The sequence below is a fragment of the Paenibacillus sp. J53TS2 genome, assembly GCF_018403305.1.
Lineage (GTDB): Bacteria > Bacillota > Bacilli > Paenibacillales > Paenibacillaceae > Fontibacillus > Fontibacillus rhizolycopersici.
The window spans coordinates 480,683-500,470 of record NZ_BOSK01000002.1 but is presented as its reverse complement, the minus strand read 5'-3'; the positions used below and the strand labels follow the sequence as shown (position 1 = coordinate 500,470).

The following is a 19,788-nucleotide window of genomic DNA, read 5'->3' as shown; positions in this document are numbered from 1 at the left end:
ACCCTTTGGCATCCAGGTTACGATGAAGCCATCGATAACCGAAAGGGGATATGCCAAATGGTCAACGTGAAATGGAAAGTAGAAGAGTTAACTTGTCCGAGCTGCATCAAGAAAATCGAAACCGTACTGACGAAACAGCCGGGGGTACAGGAAGCCAAAGTGTTGTTCCACTCCAGCCAAGTGAAAGTTGAGTTTGACGAGAAACAGGTGCAGGAGGAGCAACTGAGAAACGCAATGGCGAAGCTGGGTTACCCGGTCATTGGGGGAGGTCAGAGCGATGGCCAAACCTCGTAAAGCGGCAGCGTTGTTGGCGTCTGGGCTGCTTCTAGCCCTGGCGGGCGGGTTCCACCTCCTGGGCTGGGAGGTTGCACAGAATGGGGCGTTGCTGCTGGCGTCTGCGATATCCGGATGGACGATCGCGGTCAAGGCAGTTCAATCGCTTCGGATGTCCGCCTTCAGCATCGAGCTGTTGGTGACGATCGCGATGATCGGAGCGGTGATCCTAGGCGAATACGTTGAGGCGGCCGCAGTGGCCTTCTTGTTCCGGCTGGGGGCGTACCTCGAGGCGATTACGCTAGGCAAGACGCGCTCCGCCTTGAAGGCGTTGGTCGATCTGGCCCCAGCCGAAGCTATCGTCCTGCGGGACGGCACCCAGGTCAAGTTGTTCGCGTCCGAAGTGGCCCGGGGGGACCGGGTGCTTCTGCCTTCGGGCAGCAAAATCGCGGTCGACGGCCAGGTCGCTTCCGGTCAGGCCCTCGTTAACGAAGCTGCGATCACTGGAGAGCCGGTTCCCGTCGCTAAGCAGGTTCACGACCGCGTCTTCAGCGGAACGACCGTGGATACCGGATACCTTGAAGTCATCGCGGAGCAAGTTGGCGAAGACACGACCTTTGCCAAAATCATCGAGCTTGTCGAAGAAGCTCAGGAGTCCAAGGCAAAGACGCAAAAGTTCCTCGACAAATTTGCCTCCTACTATACGCCGGGCATGCTGGCGCTAGCGGTTCTGGTTTACTTTATCTCTCGAAATCCGGAGCTGGCGCTAACGTTTCTGGTGATCGCTTGTCCTGGGGCACTGGTCATTTCCGCTCCCGTGTCCATGGTGGCCGGACTCGGTAACGGAGCCGCGAACGGATTGCTGGTCAAGGGCGGAGAGGTTCTCGAAAACCTGGCAAAGGCGGAAGTCATCGTATTCGACAAGACGGGAACGTTGACGGAAGGCAGACCGGGCGTGGTTGCGGTACACACCTATGGCGGCACGCAGGAACGCGAGCTATTGATGCTGGCCGCCGCAGTCGAGTCTGCATCGGAGCATCCGCTTGGCCAGGCCATCGTGAACGCGGCGAAGGAGCGGGAAGTCGAGCCCGCCGAGCGGCCGGAGCGGGTGGAAGTACACAAAGGAAGCGGGATTAGCGGAACGGTTGGCGGAAAGGCCGTTTTAGTTGGAAAACGGGAGTGGATGGATCATTTAGGCGTTGCGAAGAACAAGGAAGCGTGGACGGAGGCCGAACGCCAAGAGAAGCAGGGCTATACCGTCGTGTTTGTGGCAACTGACGAGAAATTGATCGGCATGGTCGCCATCACCGACCCTGTGCGGCCCGAAGCGAAGGAAGCGATCCGGGAACTCAAGCGGCAGGGGGTGAAGCGGGTCTTGATGCTGACCGGCGACAATCGACATGCCGCCCAACACGTCGCGGATCGGGTGGGGATCGACCAGGTTTACGCAGGGCTTTTACCGGCCGATAAAGTGGCGCATATCCAGGAATGGAAGCGTCAGGGGTACCGCGTCGCCATGCTTGGCGACGGCATCAACGACGCTCCGGCCATCGCCGCTGCTGACATCGGGATGGCAATGGGAGGGACGGGAACGGACGTTGCGATTGAGACGGCGGATGCCGTCATCATGACCGATCGGCTGGATAAACTGGTATACGCCCGCCAGCTGGCGAAACGCACGGTCCGCAACATGAAGCAAAACGTATCGTTTGCCGTGGCGGTGGTGGTTCTGTTGCTGGCAGGCGTATTAACGGAGCATATTTATCTGGCTTCCGGTATGTTTATTCACGAATTCAGCGTGCTGCTGGTGATTCTGAATGCACTTCGCTTGACGCGGCGCGGGCGCAGTTCCGGCCGGAATAAGGGGCGGGACGCAGAACCCAAGGCAATTACAGGCGTCTAAGTTGCTCCAGGATGTCCTCCGGATCGGGGCGTTTCATGAAATCCGGCTCGACATAGGCGGAGCGGACGATACCCGATTCGTCGATCATAAACGTGGATGTAACTGGCAAGATCCAGCGGTTGGTAGCATTGTATTCAGCTAGATCCAGGTTGAATTTGTTAAGAAAGATGTCCTGAATGTAGTCCGGTACATCGTACAGAATGTTATAAGCCGCCGCGGTTAATCCGTTCGTATCGCTCAGGACCTGGAATTGAAGATCTTCTTTCTCTTGCTGAGTCAGTGTATTATCGGGACTTTGCGGACTAACGGCAATCAAACGGCCGCCGATGGCTTCGATTTGCGGAAGCACCTTCTGATACGAACGTAGCTGCATATTGCAGAAGGGGCACCAGCCTCCCCGATAAAAAGTCAGCACAACCGGACCTTGGGACAATTCGTCGTAAAGATTCACGGCTTGCCCAAGCGAGTTGTTTAAAGTAAAGTCTTTAGCTTTTTGGCCCTCCGACAGACCGAACGCATTGCCCGCTTGCTGTTGCCCATTGATCAAGCGGAATAACTCGTTATACACATCGGCTGGGGTATTTGCAATAAACTCTTGTCTCATTTGATCCAGGGTTTGCGTGAATGTCATCTTCATACACCTCATTTAGGTAGATACGGCGGCCCTTCCGCTGTACGGGGTGGGGACTTCCGTTCGTTCTATTTTGGAGTGACTACTCCATTTTTAAGCTGATCTCATTTTATTTAAATTTTTTTGGATTGTCAACTCCATTTTTCAGAAAAGGAGGATGTTCCTCCTTCGCAGATCACACAAAAACCCCGCAACCCGGCGTTTACCGCCGGTTACGGGGTCCATTAAAAACGTAGATTAACCTCCTTTGCTGTGGCCGATTCCGGGTGCAAGCCCGGGTTGTCTCTTTTTACCGGGAGACCGAACGGCGCACCGTCATCCTACGAGATAGGAACGGATATGCTCCAAGATCGCATCGAGCACAGCCTCTAGCGCGCAGATATCCTTGCGGACCTGCGTCATCAGCAGGCCGCCCTGCAAGGCAGTCAACAGCGCCAACGCCAGCCGGTCCGGGTCAGCATCAGCGCGCATTTCTCCACGTGCATGCATCGCGCGCAGCCCTTGGCTGATCGCCTGCTCCCACTGCAGGAAACCCGCGGCAAGCGCCGTGCGGGCTGCCGGTTCCATGTCCGCAAGCTCGCTGGCCAGCGAACCGATCGGGCAACCGCCTTGATACTCTCGGTCAACCTGCAGTTGAATAACGGCGTCGCGCCAGGTTTGCAGCGCCTCCATGCTGTCCAGATGGCTAAGCAAAGGCTCTTGTGCGCCCAGCACCTGCTCCGTCTGGAACAGGATGACGGCCTGCACCAGCTCTCGCTTCTCTTTGAAGTAGTGATAAAGCTGGGAGGAGCTGACCTTGGCTTCCTTCTGTACATCCTCCACGCTCGTTCCGGCAACGCCGCGTTCGAACATCAGTCCGGCGGCGGCCGCGACGATGCGGCTGCGCGTTTCTTTTCCCTTCTTTGTGAGTTTCTGTTCCGAGTTGATTGTTGTCATCGTGTTCTTCATGAGCTTAGTATATCAAAAATGGAGTTATCCATCCAGAAATGAATGACGCCTTTCCGGTGCACACTAGGGATCGAGATATGTGTCACAAAGGAGGTCAAACAAATGAAACTTGAAGCAAGGGGCGGCATCCGTCTCATAGGGAGATTGGCGATGCTGCTTGCCCTGTTGGCATTTTCGCTTTCGTTCGAGGCGGGAAGCGCAGAGGCTTCACGGCCGGAGGGGGAGGGCATCTCGGCCTCACTGTCGGCAGCGCTGCGCCAGGGCGGCTACGTGATTTACGTCCGGCACGGCGAAGCCAACATCGGCGAGGACCAGCCAGGGCTGCGGCCGGAGGACTGTGCGACGCAGCGCAATTTGTCCGCCGTCGGCCGCGACCAGGCGCGCCAATTCGGCGACGCGCTGCGGGCGCGTGGTATCCCGGTGGCGACGCCGGTGCTGGCCAGCCCGCTGTGCCGGACGCGCGAAACCGCCGCGCTGGCCTTTGGCCCCGCCCGGGTGCAGGCCGTGCCGGCGCTGCTCGGGCTGGCGCGGCTAGGCGCCCCCGGCGGGGCGGCAGCGCCCGCGGAGCGGGAGGCGACCTTGCGCGCGCTGGACGCGCGGCTGGAGGAGCCGCCTCCGGTCGGCGCCAACCGCGTGATCGTCGCCCACAGCTTCCCGCCGGGCGTCGGGTTTGGACCGCTCCCTGAGTTGGGAGCGGTCATCGTGCACCCGCGCGGCCGGGGGCAGGGCTACGATCTCGTGGCCCGCGTCCCGTTGGACGCTTGGGCCAGCCTGCCGGCCCGGTAGGCAAACCCGCAGAAGCTTCAGGCCGCTATTGAGGCGGCCTGAAGCTTTTTTTCAAGGCAGCATTCCGCTAACGGACCGTAAAGACTTTATTGTCCAATTTCCCGGAGATTTCCCGTGCTTACGGACGGGAATGACGTTATTTCAAGGACGCTAGCTAAATTCGCATCCATTTCGAGCCTATAAGGTCTTTGGTGTCCGTTAGATTTGGGGAGCGTGTCTTTTAGCGCCAATAACGGCTCTCCGGTCCGTTAGCCCCTTGCTTTTTAACCCCATTCCCCAAGTCGCTTGGTTTAACCCTCCCTCTTTACTCCTCGGCATCGCCTATTGTCTTTACACCACCCGTTCATCATAGCCTTCTGCTTTATATACTTGCGTTTTCGGAAACATATGTTACTATTAACATAGGTTAACGAAAACAGGAGTGAGTCGGATGTCGATCAACTATGCGATTCTTGGGATGCTGAGCGCCCGTTCCCTGACTGGCTATGACTTGAAGAAGATCATCCAGGATTCGCCGTTCATGCCCTGGTCGGGCAACAACAATCAAATCTACAAGGCACTGGTGGAATTGCTGGAAGAGGGGTGGGTGACCAACGAGGTGCACCATCAGGACAGCGCCCCGTCGAAGAAGATCTATACGATCACCGATGCCGGGCGGGAAGAGCTGAAGGCCTGGGTGCTGTCTCCGCCGGAGCTGCCGGAGTTCAAAAACACCTTCCTGGTGCGCCTCGCCTGGGCGGATTCGCTAGATCCCAAAGAGCTGAATTCACTCCTCACGGGGTATGAGCAGGAAATTTACCTGCAGATCGCCGCAGAAGAGGAGAAGCTGCGCAGGGGTGAATTCTCACCGCGCCGCACAACCCGCGAAACCTATCTATGGGAGCAAATCCACGGCCGTGTCTTGGAGCAATACCGGAGCGAACTCGACTGGATCCGCCAACTGCGCGAAGACCTGGGAATCCGTCATCCGAAGGAAGGGGAGAACCATACCATGAACTATCAACTTGTGGAAAAAAACAATCAAACGATCGTCGTCGTGTCGTCCACCGAACCGCCGATCGCGACCGGTAAGGACGCCATTGGCCTGATCGAAGTGTGCGTCGAGCATAACGCAGGACGGATCGCCGTTCATGCCGAGGCGTTGTCTGAGGACTTTTTTAAGTTAAGAACAGGAGTGGCCGGAGAAATTCTGCAGAAATTCGTGAACTTCTCGCTCCGCGCCGCCATTATTGTTGCCGACGGGAGCTTGATTAAAGGGCGGATGAAGGAGCTGCTCGCCGAATCCAATCGAGGCAACCTGTTCCGAGTATTTGCCAGTCAAGCCGAAGCGGAGGAATGGTTGGCGGGAGAATAAGAAGAGGCTTGTACGCCTCCCAAGTGGGCCTTGCTGGTGATGCATGTCCCGGAGATGGTATAATTTGCTTATGGAAAATGCGCTTGGGAGGCCAATCGATGAGAGAAGAGCTATTGGAACAATTGCAAACGTGGCATGAAGAAGATGAGTACGAACAGATCGTTCAAGCCATTATGGACGTGCCGGCGGAGGAAAGAGATTATGAGCTCGTTAACCATTTAGGGCGGGCGCTGAACAATCTGGAGCGGTATGATGAGGCGGTCGGGCAGTTCCTGACTGTTGCCGCGGAGGGCCAAGAGGATCCGCTTTGGCATTACCGGATCGGCTTGGCGTATTACTACTTGGGCCGGTACGACGAAGCGCGGACGGCGTTCGAGAACGCCGATCGGTTGGAGCCGGGAGACGAGGACACCCTGGAATTCCTGAACTGGATCGAGGAAAAGACGGCCGAGGGCGCATCTGGATCGGAAGCGACTCCAAACGAGGCAGCATCTGAGACGGAAGCGACGAAGCCGGAGGCCGGACAAACCTTGGCGGCACCGGTTAATTTCGAAGGTGACTTCGACGCGGCGAGCTTCTGGGATGACGGCAATCCCGCGGCCGAAAAGTACGTCTCCGCACCGCCAACTGACGCATTAATCGAGTCCGTGGAGGAGTCGCTTGTTTTCCGTCTGCCGGCTTTTTACGTGAACCTGATGAAAGTGCATAATGGCGGAATCCCCCGGGGCCGATACTTCCGGAGCGAATCCGGCGAGACCGTCGAAATTTTAGGTCTCATGGGCATCGGGCGCGAGAAACCGCACTCGCTGTGCGGAGCCGCCGGGAGCCGCGCGACGATCGAGCGGGAGGGGTATCCCGAATTCGGCGTTGTCCTCTGCGATACGCCATCCGACGCCGGGGTGGTTATGCTCGACTACCGCGAATCTGCCAACGACGGCGAACCCGAAGTGGTTTACGTCGAGAAAGCGAGCAAGAAAGTCACCCGCCTGGCGCCGAGCTTCGAGGCGTTCGTCCGCGGGTTGACGGGCGGGGCGCAGCAAGGTTAGCCGCCAGGTTCAAACCATGACGGGTCACGCGAGTGTGTGACAGTTGCTCGCTTAAAATGCGGCGGTCCGTGCGCGAGTGTGGGTCCGGATTCCCAAAGAGGTCGTCAGGATCCTAGGTCCTGGCGGTCCCTTTTTGCCGCATGGAGTCGATTTTTCATATATAATAGGCCTTTTCCACCTCAGACGAGCAATTGGATATGATTTATCGAATACAATATGGGAAATCATCACCGAAGGGCCCATTGTATATGATATTTCGTATACAATAAGCCACTTTGCCCTTTCAGCGACCTATTATATATGATTTTTCATATACAATAGGCCTTTTCCGCTTCAGACGAGCAATTGTATATGATTTTTCGAATACAATATGGCGAATCATCGCCGAATAGCCCATTATACTCGAAATTTCATAGATAATCCTCTCGACTCTCGTTGAGAATAGGGAATAGGGAGTTCCTCGTTCCGCCTAAAAAGGGTAGAATAAGAGGAGAAGGAGAGGTACCCCATGGCACAATTAGTCTATAAGCAAATCATAGACGACCTGAAGGAGAAGATTTTCTCCGGACAGTTTGCGAATATGAGACTGCCAGACGAGCGCAGCCTGAGCGAGACGTACCAGGTGAGCCGCAGTTCGGTGAAGCGCGCGCTGACGAAGATGGAGCATGACGGCATTATTTTTAAGAAGCGCGGTTCCGGCACGTTCATCAATCCCCTATACATAAAAAATGAGTCCATCTTCAACTATGAAGGCTCCAATCTTGGGGTCACCGACAACTTCCAGATGCACGGCAAGAAGCCGAAGGTGAAGGTGCTCAGCTTTGAGGTGATTCCGCCGACCGAGGAATTGCAGCGCGATTTGTTTCTGGAGCCGCATGATTTCGTGTACAAAATCGTCCGTCTGCGCCTCTTCGACGAGGAGCCGTTTATGATCGAAACGGGGTACATCCCCATCAAAATTGTGCAGGACCTGAACCAGACGATTATCGAGGGATCGATCTTCAACTATTTGGAGGACTCGCGGAACTTGGCCGTGACCAAGTCGTTCCTGTCGATCTACGCCGAGCCGTCCAATTTGCAAGACCAGGAGCTGCTGCATTTGGCACCAAATGAGCCGGTCAGCATTATGGAGGGGATCTTTTTCTTAGATAACGGCACGCCGTTCGAGTTCTCGCACATGCGGTTCCACTATAAATATTCGAAATTTAATACGTTCGTTTCGGTACAAGAGAAATAAGTGCGGAATGACATCCAAGCAGGCTGAACCTAGGTTCGGCCTGCTTTTTTTATCCGGTGACGGGAAAATGGGCATGCTAAAGGCACTGAAAGATGCAGCGGCGGACCGATCAATTTTCATAGTATGTTCAATATTTCACGTAATTGGACCGTATCAATTTTTGAAAAGGTCGTTATTATAGAAGTATAGGTGAAAACATTCACAAGGTTAGAATCGAACGCAACAGAACAAGATCAGAGAAAGAAAAAACAAAGGGAGTGGAAGAAATGGCATTTACGATGACGCAAGTCGATTATTCCTCCAAAACGTACCTGGCCAAGCTGGACGCTTATTGGCGCGCAACGAACTATATCTCGGTGGGGCAGTTGTACCTGAAGGACAACCCGCTGCTGCTGGAAACGTTGAAGGATTCGGATGTGAAGGTCAAGCCGATCGGGCACTGGGGCACGATTCCGGGCCAAAACTTCATTTACGCCCACCTGAACCGGGTCATCTGCAAATATGATCTGGATATGTTCTACGTCGAAGGACCGGGTCACGGCGGGCAAGTGATGGTATCGAACTCTTACCTGGATGGCAGCTACACGGAAATCTATCCGGAAATTACGCAGGATCTTCAAGGGATGAAGAAGTTGTTCAAGCAATTTTCCTTCCCGGGCGGGATTGCTTCCCACGCAGCACCGGAGACGCCGGGGTCGATTCATGAAGGCGGGGAATTGGGGTATTCGCTTTCGCATGGCGCAGGCGCGATTTTGGACCACCCGAACCTCATTTCGGCGGTCGTCGTAGGCGACGGGGAAGCCGAAACCGGACCGCTTGCGGCTTCTTGGTTCTCCAACCGGTTCATCAACCCGATCACGGACGGCGCTGTTCTGCCGATCTTGCACTTGAATGGATTTAAGATCAGCAACCCAACGATCCTGTCTCGTCAAACGAACGAGGAAATGACCGCTTATTTCAAAGGCATGGGCTGGGAACCGATTTTCGTAGAAGGCGAAGATCCGGAGTTGATGCATCCGGCGATGGCGAAGGCGCTGGACACGATCGTTGAGAAAATCCAAGCCATCCAGAAGCATGCGCGCGAAACCGGGGACGCTACTCGTCCGGTATGGCCGATGCTGGTATTCCGTTCCCCGAAAGGCTGGACGGGACCAAAGGAATGGGGCGGCGTACCGAACGAAAATTCGTTCCGTGCCCACCAAGTACCGATTCCGGTCGATCAGAAGAACATGCAACACGCTCCGGCTTTGCTGGAATGGATGAAGAGCTACCGTCCGGAAGAGCTGTTCTACGAGAACGGTCGTTTGAGAGACGAACTCGCCGAAATCCTGCCGAAGGGCAACCGCCGCATGGGCAAAAATCCAGTTACCGACGCCGGCCGTCTCGTGAAGGATCTGCGCCTCCCGAATTTCCGGGATTATGCCCTCGATAACTCCGTACCGGGTAAAGTTGTCGCTCAGGACATGGCTGTGTTGGGTAAATACGTAGCCGAGGTCGTTCAACTGAACGAAGCGAACAAGAACTTCCGCATCTTCGGCCCGGACGAAACGATGTCCAACCGCCTCGGACCGGTGTTTGACGTCACTAAACGCCAATGGCTGGACGCCGTGAAGGAGCCAAACGATGAATTCCTGGCTTCCTATGGTCGCGTCATCGATTCGCAGCTGTCCGAGCATCAGGCGGAAGGTCTGCTGGAAGGGTATGTGCTGACTGGGCGCCATGGCTTCTTCGCCAGCTACGAAGCGTTCCTGCGCGTAGTTGATTCGATGATCACCCAGCACTTCAAATGGCTGCGCAAAGCAACCGATCATGGTTGGCGCGGGAAGATCCCGTCCTTGAATGTCGTGGCAACCTCCACGGTGTTCCAGCAGGATCACAACGGATATACGCACCAAGACCCAGGTTTGTTGGGCCATCTGGCTGACAAGAAGCCGGAGTTCATCCGCGAGTATTTGCCGGCGGACGCCAATACGCTGCTGGCCGTGTTTGATACGATCCTGAACGACCGTCAGAAGATCAACTTGATCGTCTCCTCCAAGCATCCGCGTCCGCAATGGTTTACGGCTGACGAAGCAGCGGAACTGGTGGAAAAAGGCTTGAAAGTGATCGACTGGGCCAGCACCGATCAAGGCGGCGAGCCGGATATCGTGTTCGCTTCCTCCGGCACGGAGCCGACGATGGAGAGCTTGGCTGCAATCAGCATTTTGCATGAGAAATTGCCGGATCTGAAAATCCGTTACATCAACGTTGTCGACCTGTTGAAGCTGAGAAGCCAGAAGCTGGATCCACGCGGCTTGTCCGATGCTGAATTCGACGCATTCTTTACCAAAGACAAACCGGTTGTGTTCGCGTTCCACGGTTATGAAGGCCTGATCAAGGACCTGTTCTTTGACCGCCACAACCATAACCTGCACGTGCATGGTTACCGGGAAAATGGCGACATCACAACGCCGTTCGATATGCGCGTAGTGAACCAAATGGACCGGTTCGACCTGGTCAAAGAAGCGGTCTTGAACCTGCCGAACGCCGAGCAATACGCTTCGATCGCCGACGAAATGGATGCGATGGTGAAGAAGCACCACGCGTACATCCGCGAGGAAGGCATCGACTTGCCGGAAGTGGAAAACTGGGTTTGGAAACCGCTGAAATAAGCGGATGCATGATTAAGCCTGCTCCCCTATGGGGGGGCGGGCTTTTATGTTCGAAATGTTGCAACACATACAACATTTGTTCCGCCATCCGCGCCCAGAATGGTTAATTTTGCCCTTCTCGGTTCACCCTAACGGGGTAGCAAGCAGTACCCATCCACCCCCAATAACCAACATGGAGTGAACTAGATATGACAAACGACCAAACGGCGCACCAGGAAGCCGTGGAAACCGTCCGGAAGTTGATCAAAGGCATCGAGATCGCCATGCTGACCACCGTCACGCAGGAAGGGCTGGTGTCGCGTCCGATGAAAACCCAGGAGGTCGAATTCGACGGCGACCTCTGGTTCCTGACGAAAGAGGAGACAGATAAATACACCCAACTCAAGCAGCATCCCAGCGTCAACGTGTCGTACGTGGGGAACTCCTACGTTTCGGTACGCGGAACTGCCGAGGTGGTCAACGACCGGGCGAAGATCGACCAATTCTGGAATGCGGCCTACGCCAAATTCCTGCACACCACCAGCGATGACCCGAGTCTAGTCCTGATCAAAGTGAAGGCCGAGGCGGCGGAATACTGGGAAACCGGCAATCTCGTCAAGATGGTCAAGCGCATGTTCTCCCAACTGACCGGCAAGGAAACGGAAGCCGAATTGAATAAGACGGTGAAGTTGTAGTACCTCGCAAAAAGGAGCAGCAGGATTTTTTATCCCGCTGCTCTTTTTTCATCCTATTCGTTGCGAAGTGGCAGCTTCCGAAGGGCTTTTCGCCTCATCAGCCATTTCTCCAGGTAATACACGGCGATGACCATTACGGCGATGATTCCCAAATATTCGGCGATTACGCCAAAAACGTTCGGACCCGATCCGACCGATCCGATGCCGCGCCCTTCGCCACGTAATCCGCCACTGGGTTTCCCGGAATGGCCCAAGCCTTCGCGGGATCCTCCTTCGTCGCCGTCAGGCCATTGAGGTCTTTCGCCGCTCTCCCGATCGAAATCACCATCCGCATCCATTTGGCCTCTCTCCCGGTCACCGAAGTCACCCGCGTGTGCCGTCATCGATTTCAAGCCAAATACGTTACTGATGCTCTGCACATGACCGACGAAGTTTGTGGCGTACATTTGATAAACCCCAAATACCAGAAGGAGTGCCACAGCCACTTTGGCGAGGACCCCTAACCTAGGTTTCTTCATGCGGTAATGAATGATTTGGTGGAACACGCCCACGACCCATTTCCAATGCAGGCCAATATGTATGGCCACCAGGATCAAGACGAGGTAGGACACGGACATATGGGTCAGTTTAAACCAGGACTCGTTACCGACGTGGATATTGGGGAATACCACCCGGGAGATGAAGATCCCGCTGATGATCACGAATCCCATGGATACCAGCAGAAGCAAATTCAGGACATAGCTGATTCGCGTTTTGAGCGGCAATTTGCGGTCGAAGAGCTTCCTCGTGATCTTGGCTACCCAACGCCAATTCAGCAAAATATGGGTCAGAATCGCGCCGCCCATGGCGACACCGGCGATTTCATGGAAAGGGAGCCCGCCCAGCACCTGTTTGTTGAAGAAAAGGACAAACGTCAACGCCATCAGCAGATCTAGTCCGAATTTGACGTACATGATTTCCTTTTTCTTACGATCCCGCGGTGGGGTCTGTCGTTCCTGCATGGACTATTCAGCCTCCTTGGCGAAGTTCTTGATCTGGACCAAGGATACGCTGCGAACCTTTAATGAACCTTAAAAACGGGAAGGGGCACATCACAATGAACCGAAGGTTAAGGAGGGATCGACCGAGTAACTAATTGGCGATGCTGATGCTGCCGGGCCGAGATTTGCAAATTTTCTTCATTCGGGTGGCTTCCTCAACGATTTGTTCCATGTTCTCGAAGTTGCGGGTCCGGTTTGTTACCACGGCGATAGAGATCGATACGAGGGGAATCGGGCCATAAACCCCAGAACGACCCTCGCCCAGGACGTAGTTGTTCTTCAGATCTTCTTTGCTATAGAACTCCTTCTTCAGGGCTTCGAAGCCATCGATGATTTTGGTGCATGCGTACGGATAGTTGTGATGGTTCAAGATGGCGATGAAATCATCCCCGCCAATATGGCCGAGAAAAGACCCCTGGCCGGAGAAGGGCTCTCGCAGCAAATTCGCCGTCGCCTGGATGAGGGCGTCACCCATTTTGAAGCCGTAACTGTCGTTATAGGATTTGAAATGATCGAGATCGATGTAGAGGACGCTGAATTGCTCTTGCCCGGAAGATTGCTGCAGGCGGTCGTCGATCAGTCGATTGCCGGGGAGCCCGGTCAGTGGATTCAGGAAACTCGCCATCTCCGCTCGGATGTTGGCAACTTCCAATAGCAGGCGTCGGATGCTGACAAACCCATGCAACTTCCCGTCCCGCAGGACCAGAACGCCTTCGTATAGCTCTTCCTCAGAACGGTTCATCGCCCGGATACTGACTTCCGTGATGGGCTCGTCCCATTCAACGACGAGGGGATGAGGGTTTACGACGAGCATGACGGGGCGGCCCATATAAATCTGGTAGCCGTATTGTGTGCCCAGCAGTTGGTAGAACCGAGCTCGCATCAATAGTGCCGGACGACCGTTTTCGTCAACAACCGCTATGCCTTCCAGTTTGGGAGTTTGCTTAAAAAGATGGTTGACCAAGCCGCATTTCGTGTCGGGAGCGACGATCGGGATCGTCTCCGCAATTTCGCCGATATTCGTCAACAAGTCGTAAACCCTCCCTCTTATCCACCATTACTGTACGATTTCTCGCAAAGCGTCATTACCCATTTCCGTAGCCGGTCTACCAAGTGCATATCCTTGCCCATATTCGATACCCACCCGTTGGAGAAATATTCGTTCTTCCGGCTCCTCAATGCCCTCGGCAATGATATGCGTGCCGGATTCGGCCGCAAACTCCTGAAGCAGCATCACGATACGTTGTTGATTCGGGTGAAGGTGGAGATGGCGAATCAGGGATTTGTCGATTTTAATAAATTCAGGCTTCAAGCTCACGATGGCCTTCAGGCTGTTGTAACCGGAGCCGGCGTCGTCGATGGCGATGCGAAACCCTTGGTAACGGTAATGAGATAAAATGCGCTCGAAGGCAACGTAGTCGTGTACCGCTTGTTTCTCCGTCAGTTCAAACACAACCTGTTGCGGCGATAAGCCGTACCGGGACAAGAGTTGGATCGTTTCGCCGCTCCGGTAACCGGGGTCCGACAGCACCTGCGGATGAATGTTAACGAATACAATGGTGTCCGCCGGTTTGCGAGAACGGATCAAGGCAAGCCGGAAGCGGTTGAAGGAGATATCGCGGCAAAAGCGTTCGAAGGCAAACACCTGGTCCGTTTGCCCGATGAAGTCGTAGAACGATTCGGTATGGGGAAACAAGGCCGATACCGGCGGACGGTTCAGCACTTCATATCCCAGGCAGGTTCCGTTCTGCAGATTCAAGATAGGTTGGAAAAACGTCGTCAGCGTTTGGTTGCGGATGATCTGCTGCAGGGCGTAGAACCTTCGGGAAGACAGCCAATATTGGCGGGTGGCGTGATAAAAATAGGTCATGTAATGATACAGACCGCTATTCACCTCGGTAGGAGAGAGCGGCGTTTTCATGTCGGATTCATCCTTTAGTTCCATATAATCGAGACCGGGACTTCGCAAAGCTTGTCTCTATAGTCCGATCGTATCACGCTCCGACCTTTTTAGCGTAAACGGAATGTTAGCGTCGCGTAAAAAATCTGGTCATCACCCATGTCGAATGTGGAAAAAAGCCGCCGATCGAGACTAACTCGATCGGCGGCTCTCTTGACGAGTGGTGCCTTGGGGATCGTTATTTCACCGGAATCGCGATCTTCTGTCCGATCCGGATCAGATGCGGGTTGGACAGTTTGTTGTATTTAGCCAGAGCCTGCCACGTTGTGCCGTGCTCCAGCGCGATGTCGTACAGGGTGTCGCCTTTCTTGACGATGTAGACGGTGTCCGTCCCGGCCGAAGGAGCGGGAGCGGGAACGGGCGTCGGCTTCGCCGGAGCCGGAGCAGGAGCAGGAGCCGGTTCAGGTGATGGAGCTGGCGCAGGCGTCGGTGTCGGTGCCGGGTTGGCCGACTCGGTAGTCGAGCTCAGCTGGAAGGTGGCATAACCGTCCTTCGTGTCGGCCAGGTACTTCAAGCTGCCCGACTTGGAAGCCGTCTCTTTGGCGGCTGGTGAAGTTGCGAACGTGACGTTGGCCTTGCCGAACGGAGCGAGCGACCAGTTGCCGTCCGCGGTCGGGTTGATCGTGCCGTTCTCGCGGATGTAGTCGATGATCACCTGGCGGTTCTCATCCGGCGAGGCTAGAATGATCCGTTTGCCGTCCGGGTTCGCGAATTTGCTGGACGACGCGCGGTAGTTGTTGCTGGCGACAACGAATTTTTGCGCCGGATCGATCGGTTTGCCATTATAAGACAGGTTCACAATGCGGCTCGATTTCTCGTTCAACACGCCGCCCTTGGCGTCGTATTTAGCCGGCTTCGTCACGTCGATTTGATACGTCACGCCGTCGATCACGTCGAAGTTGTACGTTGGGAAGTCATAGTTAACCAGTTCTTGAGCTTCCGTCTTGGCCGGATCGATTTGGTTGAACTGCCCGGCAGACCATTCGAGCCATTCCTTCAGCTCAGCGCCGGTCACCAGCACGGCATTCACCGTGTTGGAGTACAGGTACAGGTCGGCCACGTTCTTGATGGCGATGTCGCCTGCCGGAATGTCGGTGTAGTAGTTCGCGCCTTGGCGTCCGCCGGCTTTAAACGGGGCTCCGGCCGACAACACCGGCACACCTTCATATTCTGTGCCCTGCAGATGCTTCTCTACATACCATTTCTGCGCATTGGTCACGATTTGGATCGAGGGATCGTCTTGGATCAAAGCGAACCAGCTATTGATCGGCGCGCTGGTTTTGCCCACCGGACCGCGGACATACTCGAGCGTATGCTCGTGATCCTCTTTGATCGCGTCCCAAATCGTTTGGTCCGCGTCCACCAGCGACTTCTTGTTGGCGGTGTCGTAAATCGGCTTCACGGCCACTTTGGAGTTCTTCACCGACCAGGCATCGCCGGATTTCTCCAGCGTCAGGTCGATGATTCCGAGGTTGTTGCCCCAATACCCCGGTTCGACGGCCGGTACGCCGTTGATCGTGCCTTTGGCCAAGTCGACGCCCGTCTTACCTTCAAAAGAGGCATCCGGGAATACCTTATGCGCGTGGCCGAACAAGATCGCGTCGATGCCTTCTACCTTGCTCAGGTACAGGACCGAGTTCTCCATCAGCGGCGTTTGCGGGATGTCCTCGAAGCCGGAGTGCGGCACCGCGATGATGAGGTCGGCGCCTTCTTTTTTCATCTGAGGCACGAATTTCTTCGCCGTCTCCACGATATCCTTCGTGACCAGCTTCCCTTCGAGATGCGCTTTGTCCCAGGATAGGATTTGCGGCGGTACGAAGCCGATGATTCCGACCTTCAGCTTGTGCTTCGCGCCCGTGCTGTCGGTTACCTCTTTATCGAGGATGAGATAAGGGGTGAAGGCGTTCTTGTCGTTCGATGGATCTTGATCCTTATCGTCCAGATAGATGTTGGCATTGACGTAAGGAAAATTCGAGCCTTTGACGGCGGTCTTGAGGAAGTCGAGGCCATAGTTGAACTCGTGGTTGCCGAAGTTGCCGGCATCATAACCGAGCAAATTCATCGCTTTGTAGACGGGATGGGTCTCGCCCTCCTGCAGCTTGTCCACGGTTGCAACGTAATCGCCCAGCGGGTTGCCCTGAATCAGGTCGCCGTTATCGATGAGCAAGCTGTTCTTCGCTTCCGAGCGAGCTTGTTTGATCAGCGTAGCCGTCTTAGCCAAGCCGTACTCGTCGGTTGGCTTGTCCGCAAAGTAATCATAGTTAACAATGTTCACGTGCAGATCGGTGGTCTCCAGGATGCGAAGCTCGACGGTCGCCGCTCCGGTACTGTCCGCTGCAGATGCCGAGAACGGCAGGGCTGCCAAACTAGCTGCCAACAGGGATGAGATCAGGATGAATTTCAGACTGCGAGGTTTGTTCAATTTCATTCCTCCTTCGAATTTGGGTACTCCCTGACAGGGGTCATGCGAAGCTTTGTGCCGAAAAATTAGTTTAAATTGACTTTAATATTTTATATGAATTGGTAGGGATTGTCATGGGGGAAATTTCTATTTCACGAGAAACAAAACAGATTGTGCAGGAGGTACAAGGTGGGGGATCACATCCTTTGCGGCAAGGTGCGGTGCAAGTGTGGAAGGTCATCATGGGCCAGACTGCAAGGGCGAGGCGTCGTTCGCTAGTGCATTTGATATGAAAAATCATACACAATTTCGTTTTGGATGAATGGAATCGGAAATCTATATGAAAAACCGAATAGAATGAGGCGTTTCCGCAGACTTCCGATGAATTCTATATGAAAAATCGCGTACAATCGGCCATTTCCGGTATTTCTATCAAATTGGATATGAAAAATCGAATAGATTACCGTTGGAAGCCCGGAAATAGGAAAGGCGACCGGAGGTTAAAGTCCGATCGCCTTCACTTTAGTATTCTTCAGCGGGTTGTGCTGCCATCTCTTCCGTTTTTTTCGATCCGGCCGCTCCTTTTCGGTTGGGCATGAAGATCGTGACCGCCAGTATCAAGACGCTTAGCACAGCCATGCACAGATAGGCGTCGTTCGTGCCAAGGATCGATGACATCTCCTTCAGTTGGGCCTTGGAAAGTGCCCGGCCCGATTCCAACAAATCGGCGGCGTGGAATTTGGTTCTCGCCGTATAGATCGTGACGACCAGCGCCGTTCCGATCGCCCCCGCCACTTGCCGGACCGTGTTCGTCACGGCGGAACCGTGCGTGTTCATGTGCTTCGGTAGGGCGTTTAATCCAGCGGTGTTGAGCGGCATCGTGAGGAAGCTCAACCCGATGCGCAAGACGATCGTTCGCACGACCAAATAGGTATAGGTCGTCGTTTCGGTTAAATGCGTCACTCCCCAGATGGCGGGAATCGTGAAGAGCAAACCGATGATGGCGATGGGCTTGACCCCGAACTTATCCAATAAGCGTCCGGAAACCGGTGACAATAATGCGTTGATCAAGGCCCCCGGCAACAGAAGCAAACCGGTCTCCAGCACCGAAAATCCCCGGCTGGCCTGCAAGTAAATCGGCAGCAAGATCATATCTGCATACATGACCATCATAATCATTACGCTGATGATCGTCGTGACCGTATACATCTTGTCCTGGAACACTCTCAAGTTCATAAGCGGGGTGGAATCCTTCAACTGTCGCCGGCAGAACAGGAACAGAAAAATACCACCGACGAGGAGACAAGCCAGCACTTCGGCACTCCCCCAGCCTTTATTGCCCGCGTTGCTGAAGCCAAACAGAATACCGCCAAAGCCTATGGTCGAGTAGACGATGCTGACAAGATCCAGCTTCGGTTTCGAGGTCTCCGAGACATTCACCAAATATTTCAGGGCCAACGGAATGACGAGGGCGACCAGCGGCACCATCCCGATGAAAATCCAGCGCCATGATAGATGCTCGATGACGAAGCCGGCTAAGGTTGGCCCGATCGCTGGAGCGACGATCATGGCGAGGCCGATGAGCCCCATGGCCGCTCCGCGTCCTTCTTTGGGGAACACCACCAACACAACCATCATCAAGAGGGGCATGATAATGCCGGCACCTGCGGCTTGGATCAGCCGTCCTGTTAAGAGAAACGGAAAGCTTGGCGCGATGGCGTTGATGAATGTTCCGACCAGTAGTAGGAGCATGGAGCAGATAAACAACTGGCGGGTCGTAAACCGTTGCATGAGGAATGCCGTGACCGGCACCAAAATCCCGTTTACAAGCATGAAGCCAGTAATCAGCCACTGAACGGTCGTCGCGGTAATCGCGAATTCCTTCATTAGATCGGGCAACGCGACGTTGAGGATCGTTTGGTTCAGGATAGATAAGAATGAGCCCAATAGCAGGACGGGCATCAGGATTTTTTTATTCACCTGTGGGGTTGAGGGATTCAAGGTCGGGCTCCTTTCAAAAGGTCATTTATTGACGTAACGTCGACTAATTGATACTCTGTCGATAAAACATAGTATCATGCGAGCCGGCAAAAGGCCATTTACACTTTACGGAGAAGTGTAGACTATGCGACAGAGGGGCGGGACGGTGTCGAATAAGTTGCAGATGATCATCAAAGGAGAGATGAGATGTCGACCAATCCAGAAGAGAAGGTAGATCCTCGGGTCACGCGAACGAAACGCCTGTTCAGGGAGGCGCTGATTTCGTTGCTGCAGGAGAGCGCCGATCCGCATAAAGTCACAGTCCAGGGTTTGGCGAGTCGTGCGGGATTGAACCGGGCTACGTTTTATTTGCATTACCGCGACGTGGAGGATTTGTTGGAGCAGTTAACGAGGGAAGTGCTGGACGAGCTGGCCCGAAGAATGCGCCCGCTCACCGAGAGCGGCCCGTCTAAGGAGCAATCGCCGCTGGTTTCGTTTTTGGAGCAAATTTTCGAGAACGCGGCATTATTTCAGGTCCTCATGGAAAATAAGGAGTTCCGCCACCGGTTGTTCGCGATGCTCACCGACATCGTTTCGATTCGAAGGGAGCGGAGGAAGACGGCGGATCCCGCGAAGCAGGTTCCCATCCAAATCGTTGCCGCCTCATCGCTTGGCATCGTTTCTTGGTGGATCGAAGAAGGCACCCCGTATAGTCCAAGCTACTTGGCCGACCAAATCAACCAGATGTATCGAAGAAAGTGATCGGCTGCAGAAAGCTTGCGAAGAAGACCTTGCTTGATCGCTGCGAAGCGCGGGTGAGGTCTTTTGGCTAGAGGAGCTACTTCACATCATTGACACAGGAGTTTACCGAGAGAAGTCGAATGTATCCTTTAGCGGAGGAGTA

General features: G+C 54.5%; 16 protein-coding genes. 9 read left to right on the top strand and 7 right to left on the bottom strand.

The features are described 5' to 3' along the window. Window positions 1–57 precede the first annotated feature (57 nt). A complete protein-coding gene (locus tag KJS42_RS06875; protein ID WP_155604681.1) occupies window positions 58–294 on the top strand; it encodes a heavy-metal-associated domain-containing protein in 237 nt (78 codons plus the stop codon). Next, window positions 278–2,176 (top strand): heavy metal translocating P-type ATPase, encoded by a 1,899-nt coding sequence (locus tag KJS42_RS06870; protein WP_213622404.1) that lies wholly within the window; start codon window positions 278–280, stop codon window positions 2,174–2,176. The genes KJS42_RS06875 and KJS42_RS06870 overlap by 17 nt, the downstream gene beginning before the upstream one ends. Here KJS42_RS06870 and KJS42_RS06865 read toward each other — a convergent pair. Both KJS42_RS06865 and KJS42_RS06860 read right to left on the bottom strand, forming a co-directional pair. Beyond that, window positions 2,163–2,807 carry a peroxiredoxin-like family protein gene (locus KJS42_RS06865; RefSeq protein WP_155604683.1) on the bottom strand — a complete coding sequence of 215 codons (645 nt, stop codon included), beginning with the start codon at window positions 2,805–2,807 and terminating at the stop codon, window positions 2,163–2,165. The two genes, KJS42_RS06870 and KJS42_RS06865, sit on opposite strands and share 14 nt — an antisense overlap. A 315-nt stretch (window positions 2,808–3,122) precedes the next feature. Next, on the bottom strand, window positions 3,123–3,743 hold the full coding sequence (locus KJS42_RS06860; protein WP_213622403.1) for a TetR/AcrR family transcriptional regulator: 621 nt from the start codon (window positions 3,741–3,743) through the stop codon (window positions 3,123–3,125). A 114-nt stretch (window positions 3,744–3,857) separates the two neighbouring features. Between KJS42_RS06860 and KJS42_RS06855 the strand changes: the two genes are divergently transcribed. The 6 genes from KJS42_RS06855 to KJS42_RS06830 all read left to right on the top strand — a co-directional run bounded on the left by KJS42_RS06855 (window position 3,858) and on the right by KJS42_RS06830 (window position 11,503). Further along, the gene (locus KJS42_RS06855; protein WP_244868404.1) at window positions 3,858–4,541 is read left to right on the top strand and encodes a histidine phosphatase family protein; all 684 of its coding nucleotides are present in this window, start codon (window positions 3,858–3,860) and stop codon (window positions 4,539–4,541) included. 430 nt (window positions 4,542–4,971) lie between these two features. Further along, window positions 4,972–5,895: a PadR family transcriptional regulator gene (locus KJS42_RS06850; RefSeq protein ID WP_213622402.1), complete on the top strand. Its 924-nt coding sequence runs from the start codon at window positions 4,972–4,974 to the stop codon at window positions 5,893–5,895. A gap of 98 nt (window positions 5,896–5,993) precedes the next feature. Beyond that, window positions 5,994–6,941 (top strand): SMI1/KNR4 family protein, encoded by a 948-nt coding sequence (locus KJS42_RS06845; RefSeq protein WP_213622401.1) that lies wholly within the window; start codon window positions 5,994–5,996, stop codon window positions 6,939–6,941. Between the two features lie 508 nt (window positions 6,942–7,449). Beyond that, window positions 7,450–8,178 (top strand): GntR family transcriptional regulator, encoded by a 729-nt coding sequence (locus tag KJS42_RS06840; RefSeq protein ID WP_155604687.1) that lies wholly within the window; start codon window positions 7,450–7,452, stop codon window positions 8,176–8,178. 266 nt (window positions 8,179–8,444) lie between these two features. Then, on the top strand, window positions 8,445–10,829 hold the full coding sequence (locus KJS42_RS06835) for a phosphoketolase family protein (protein ID WP_213622400.1): 2,385 nt from the start codon (window positions 8,445–8,447) through the stop codon (window positions 10,827–10,829). 188 nt (window positions 10,830–11,017) lie between these two features. Continuing rightward, a complete protein-coding gene (locus KJS42_RS06830; RefSeq protein ID WP_155604688.1) occupies window positions 11,018–11,503 on the top strand; it encodes a pyridoxamine 5'-phosphate oxidase family protein in 486 nt (161 codons plus the stop codon). Between the two features lie 53 nt (window positions 11,504–11,556). Here KJS42_RS06830 and KJS42_RS06825 read toward each other — a convergent pair whose 3' ends face one another. The 5 genes from KJS42_RS06825 to KJS42_RS06805 form a co-directional block, all read right to left on the bottom strand. Further along, entirely contained in the window at window positions 11,557–12,504 is a 948-nt protein-coding gene (locus tag KJS42_RS06825; RefSeq protein ID WP_213622399.1) for a DUF4405 domain-containing protein, read from the bottom strand. Between the two features lie 130 nt (window positions 12,505–12,634). Next, window positions 12,635–13,573 (bottom strand): GGDEF domain-containing protein, encoded by a 939-nt coding sequence (locus KJS42_RS06820; protein WP_213622398.1) that lies wholly within the window; start codon window positions 13,571–13,573, stop codon window positions 12,635–12,637. 27 nt (window positions 13,574–13,600) lie between these two features. Continuing rightward, on the bottom strand, window positions 13,601–14,464 hold the full coding sequence (locus tag KJS42_RS06815) for an EAL domain-containing protein (protein ID WP_213622397.1): 864 nt from the start codon (window positions 14,462–14,464) through the stop codon (window positions 13,601–13,603). Between the two features lie 217 nt (window positions 14,465–14,681). After that, window positions 14,682–16,931 (bottom strand): bifunctional 2',3'-cyclic-nucleotide 2'-phosphodiesterase/3'-nucleotidase, encoded by a 2,250-nt coding sequence (locus KJS42_RS06810; RefSeq protein WP_483311273.1) that lies wholly within the window; start codon window positions 16,929–16,931, stop codon window positions 14,682–14,684. Between the two features lie 495 nt (window positions 16,932–17,426). Continuing rightward, window positions 17,427–18,905: a DHA2 family efflux MFS transporter permease subunit gene (locus tag KJS42_RS06805; RefSeq protein ID WP_483311272.1), complete on the bottom strand. Its 1,479-nt coding sequence runs from the start codon at window positions 18,903–18,905 to the stop codon at window positions 17,427–17,429. A 186-nt stretch (window positions 18,906–19,091) separates the two neighbouring features. Between KJS42_RS06805 and KJS42_RS06800 the strand changes: the two genes are divergently transcribed. Further along, a complete protein-coding gene (locus tag KJS42_RS06800) occupies window positions 19,092–19,646 on the top strand; it encodes a TetR/AcrR family transcriptional regulator (protein WP_213622395.1) in 555 nt (184 codons plus the stop codon). The last annotated feature ends 142 nt before the right edge of the window (window positions 19,647–19,788 follow it).

Coding starts and splice junctions, on each gene's coding strand:
- KJS42_RS06830 (WP_155604688.1), top strand. CDS start 11,018: ATGACAAACGACCAAACGGCGCACCAGGAAGCCGTGGAAACCGTCCGG.
- KJS42_RS06825 (WP_213622399.1), bottom strand. CDS start 12,504: ATGCAGGAACGACAGACCCCACCGCGGGATCGTAAGAAAAAGGAAATC.
- KJS42_RS06850 (WP_213622402.1), top strand. CDS start 4,972: ATGTCGATCAACTATGCGATTCTTGGGATGCTGAGCGCCCGTTCCCTG.
- KJS42_RS06855 (WP_244868404.1), top strand. CDS start 3,858: ATGAAACTTGAAGCAAGGGGCGGCATCCGTCTCATAGGGAGATTGGCG.
- KJS42_RS06800 (WP_213622395.1), top strand. CDS start 19,092: ATGTCGACCAATCCAGAAGAGAAGGTAGATCCTCGGGTCACGCGAACG.
- KJS42_RS06860 (WP_213622403.1), bottom strand. CDS start 3,743: ATGACAACAATCAACTCGGAACAGAAACTCACAAAGAAGGGAAAAGAA.
- KJS42_RS06875 (WP_155604681.1), top strand. CDS start 58: ATGGTCAACGTGAAATGGAAAGTAGAAGAGTTAACTTGTCCGAGCTGC.
- KJS42_RS06810 (WP_483311273.1), bottom strand. CDS start 16,931: ATGAAATTGAACAAACCTCGCAGTCTGAAATTCATCCTGATCTCATCC.
- KJS42_RS06870 (WP_213622404.1), top strand. CDS start 278: ATGGCCAAACCTCGTAAAGCGGCAGCGTTGTTGGCGTCTGGGCTGCTT.
- KJS42_RS06835 (WP_213622400.1), top strand. CDS start 8,445: ATGGCATTTACGATGACGCAAGTCGATTATTCCTCCAAAACGTACCTG.
- KJS42_RS06845 (WP_213622401.1), top strand. CDS start 5,994: ATGAGAGAAGAGCTATTGGAACAATTGCAAACGTGGCATGAAGAAGAT.
- KJS42_RS06815 (WP_213622397.1), bottom strand. CDS start 14,464: ATGAAAACGCCGCTCTCTCCTACCGAGGTGAATAGCGGTCTGTATCAT.
- KJS42_RS06865 (WP_155604683.1), bottom strand. CDS start 2,807: ATGACATTCACGCAAACCCTGGATCAAATGAGACAAGAGTTTATTGCA.
- KJS42_RS06840 (WP_155604687.1), top strand. CDS start 7,450: ATGGCACAATTAGTCTATAAGCAAATCATAGACGACCTGAAGGAGAAG.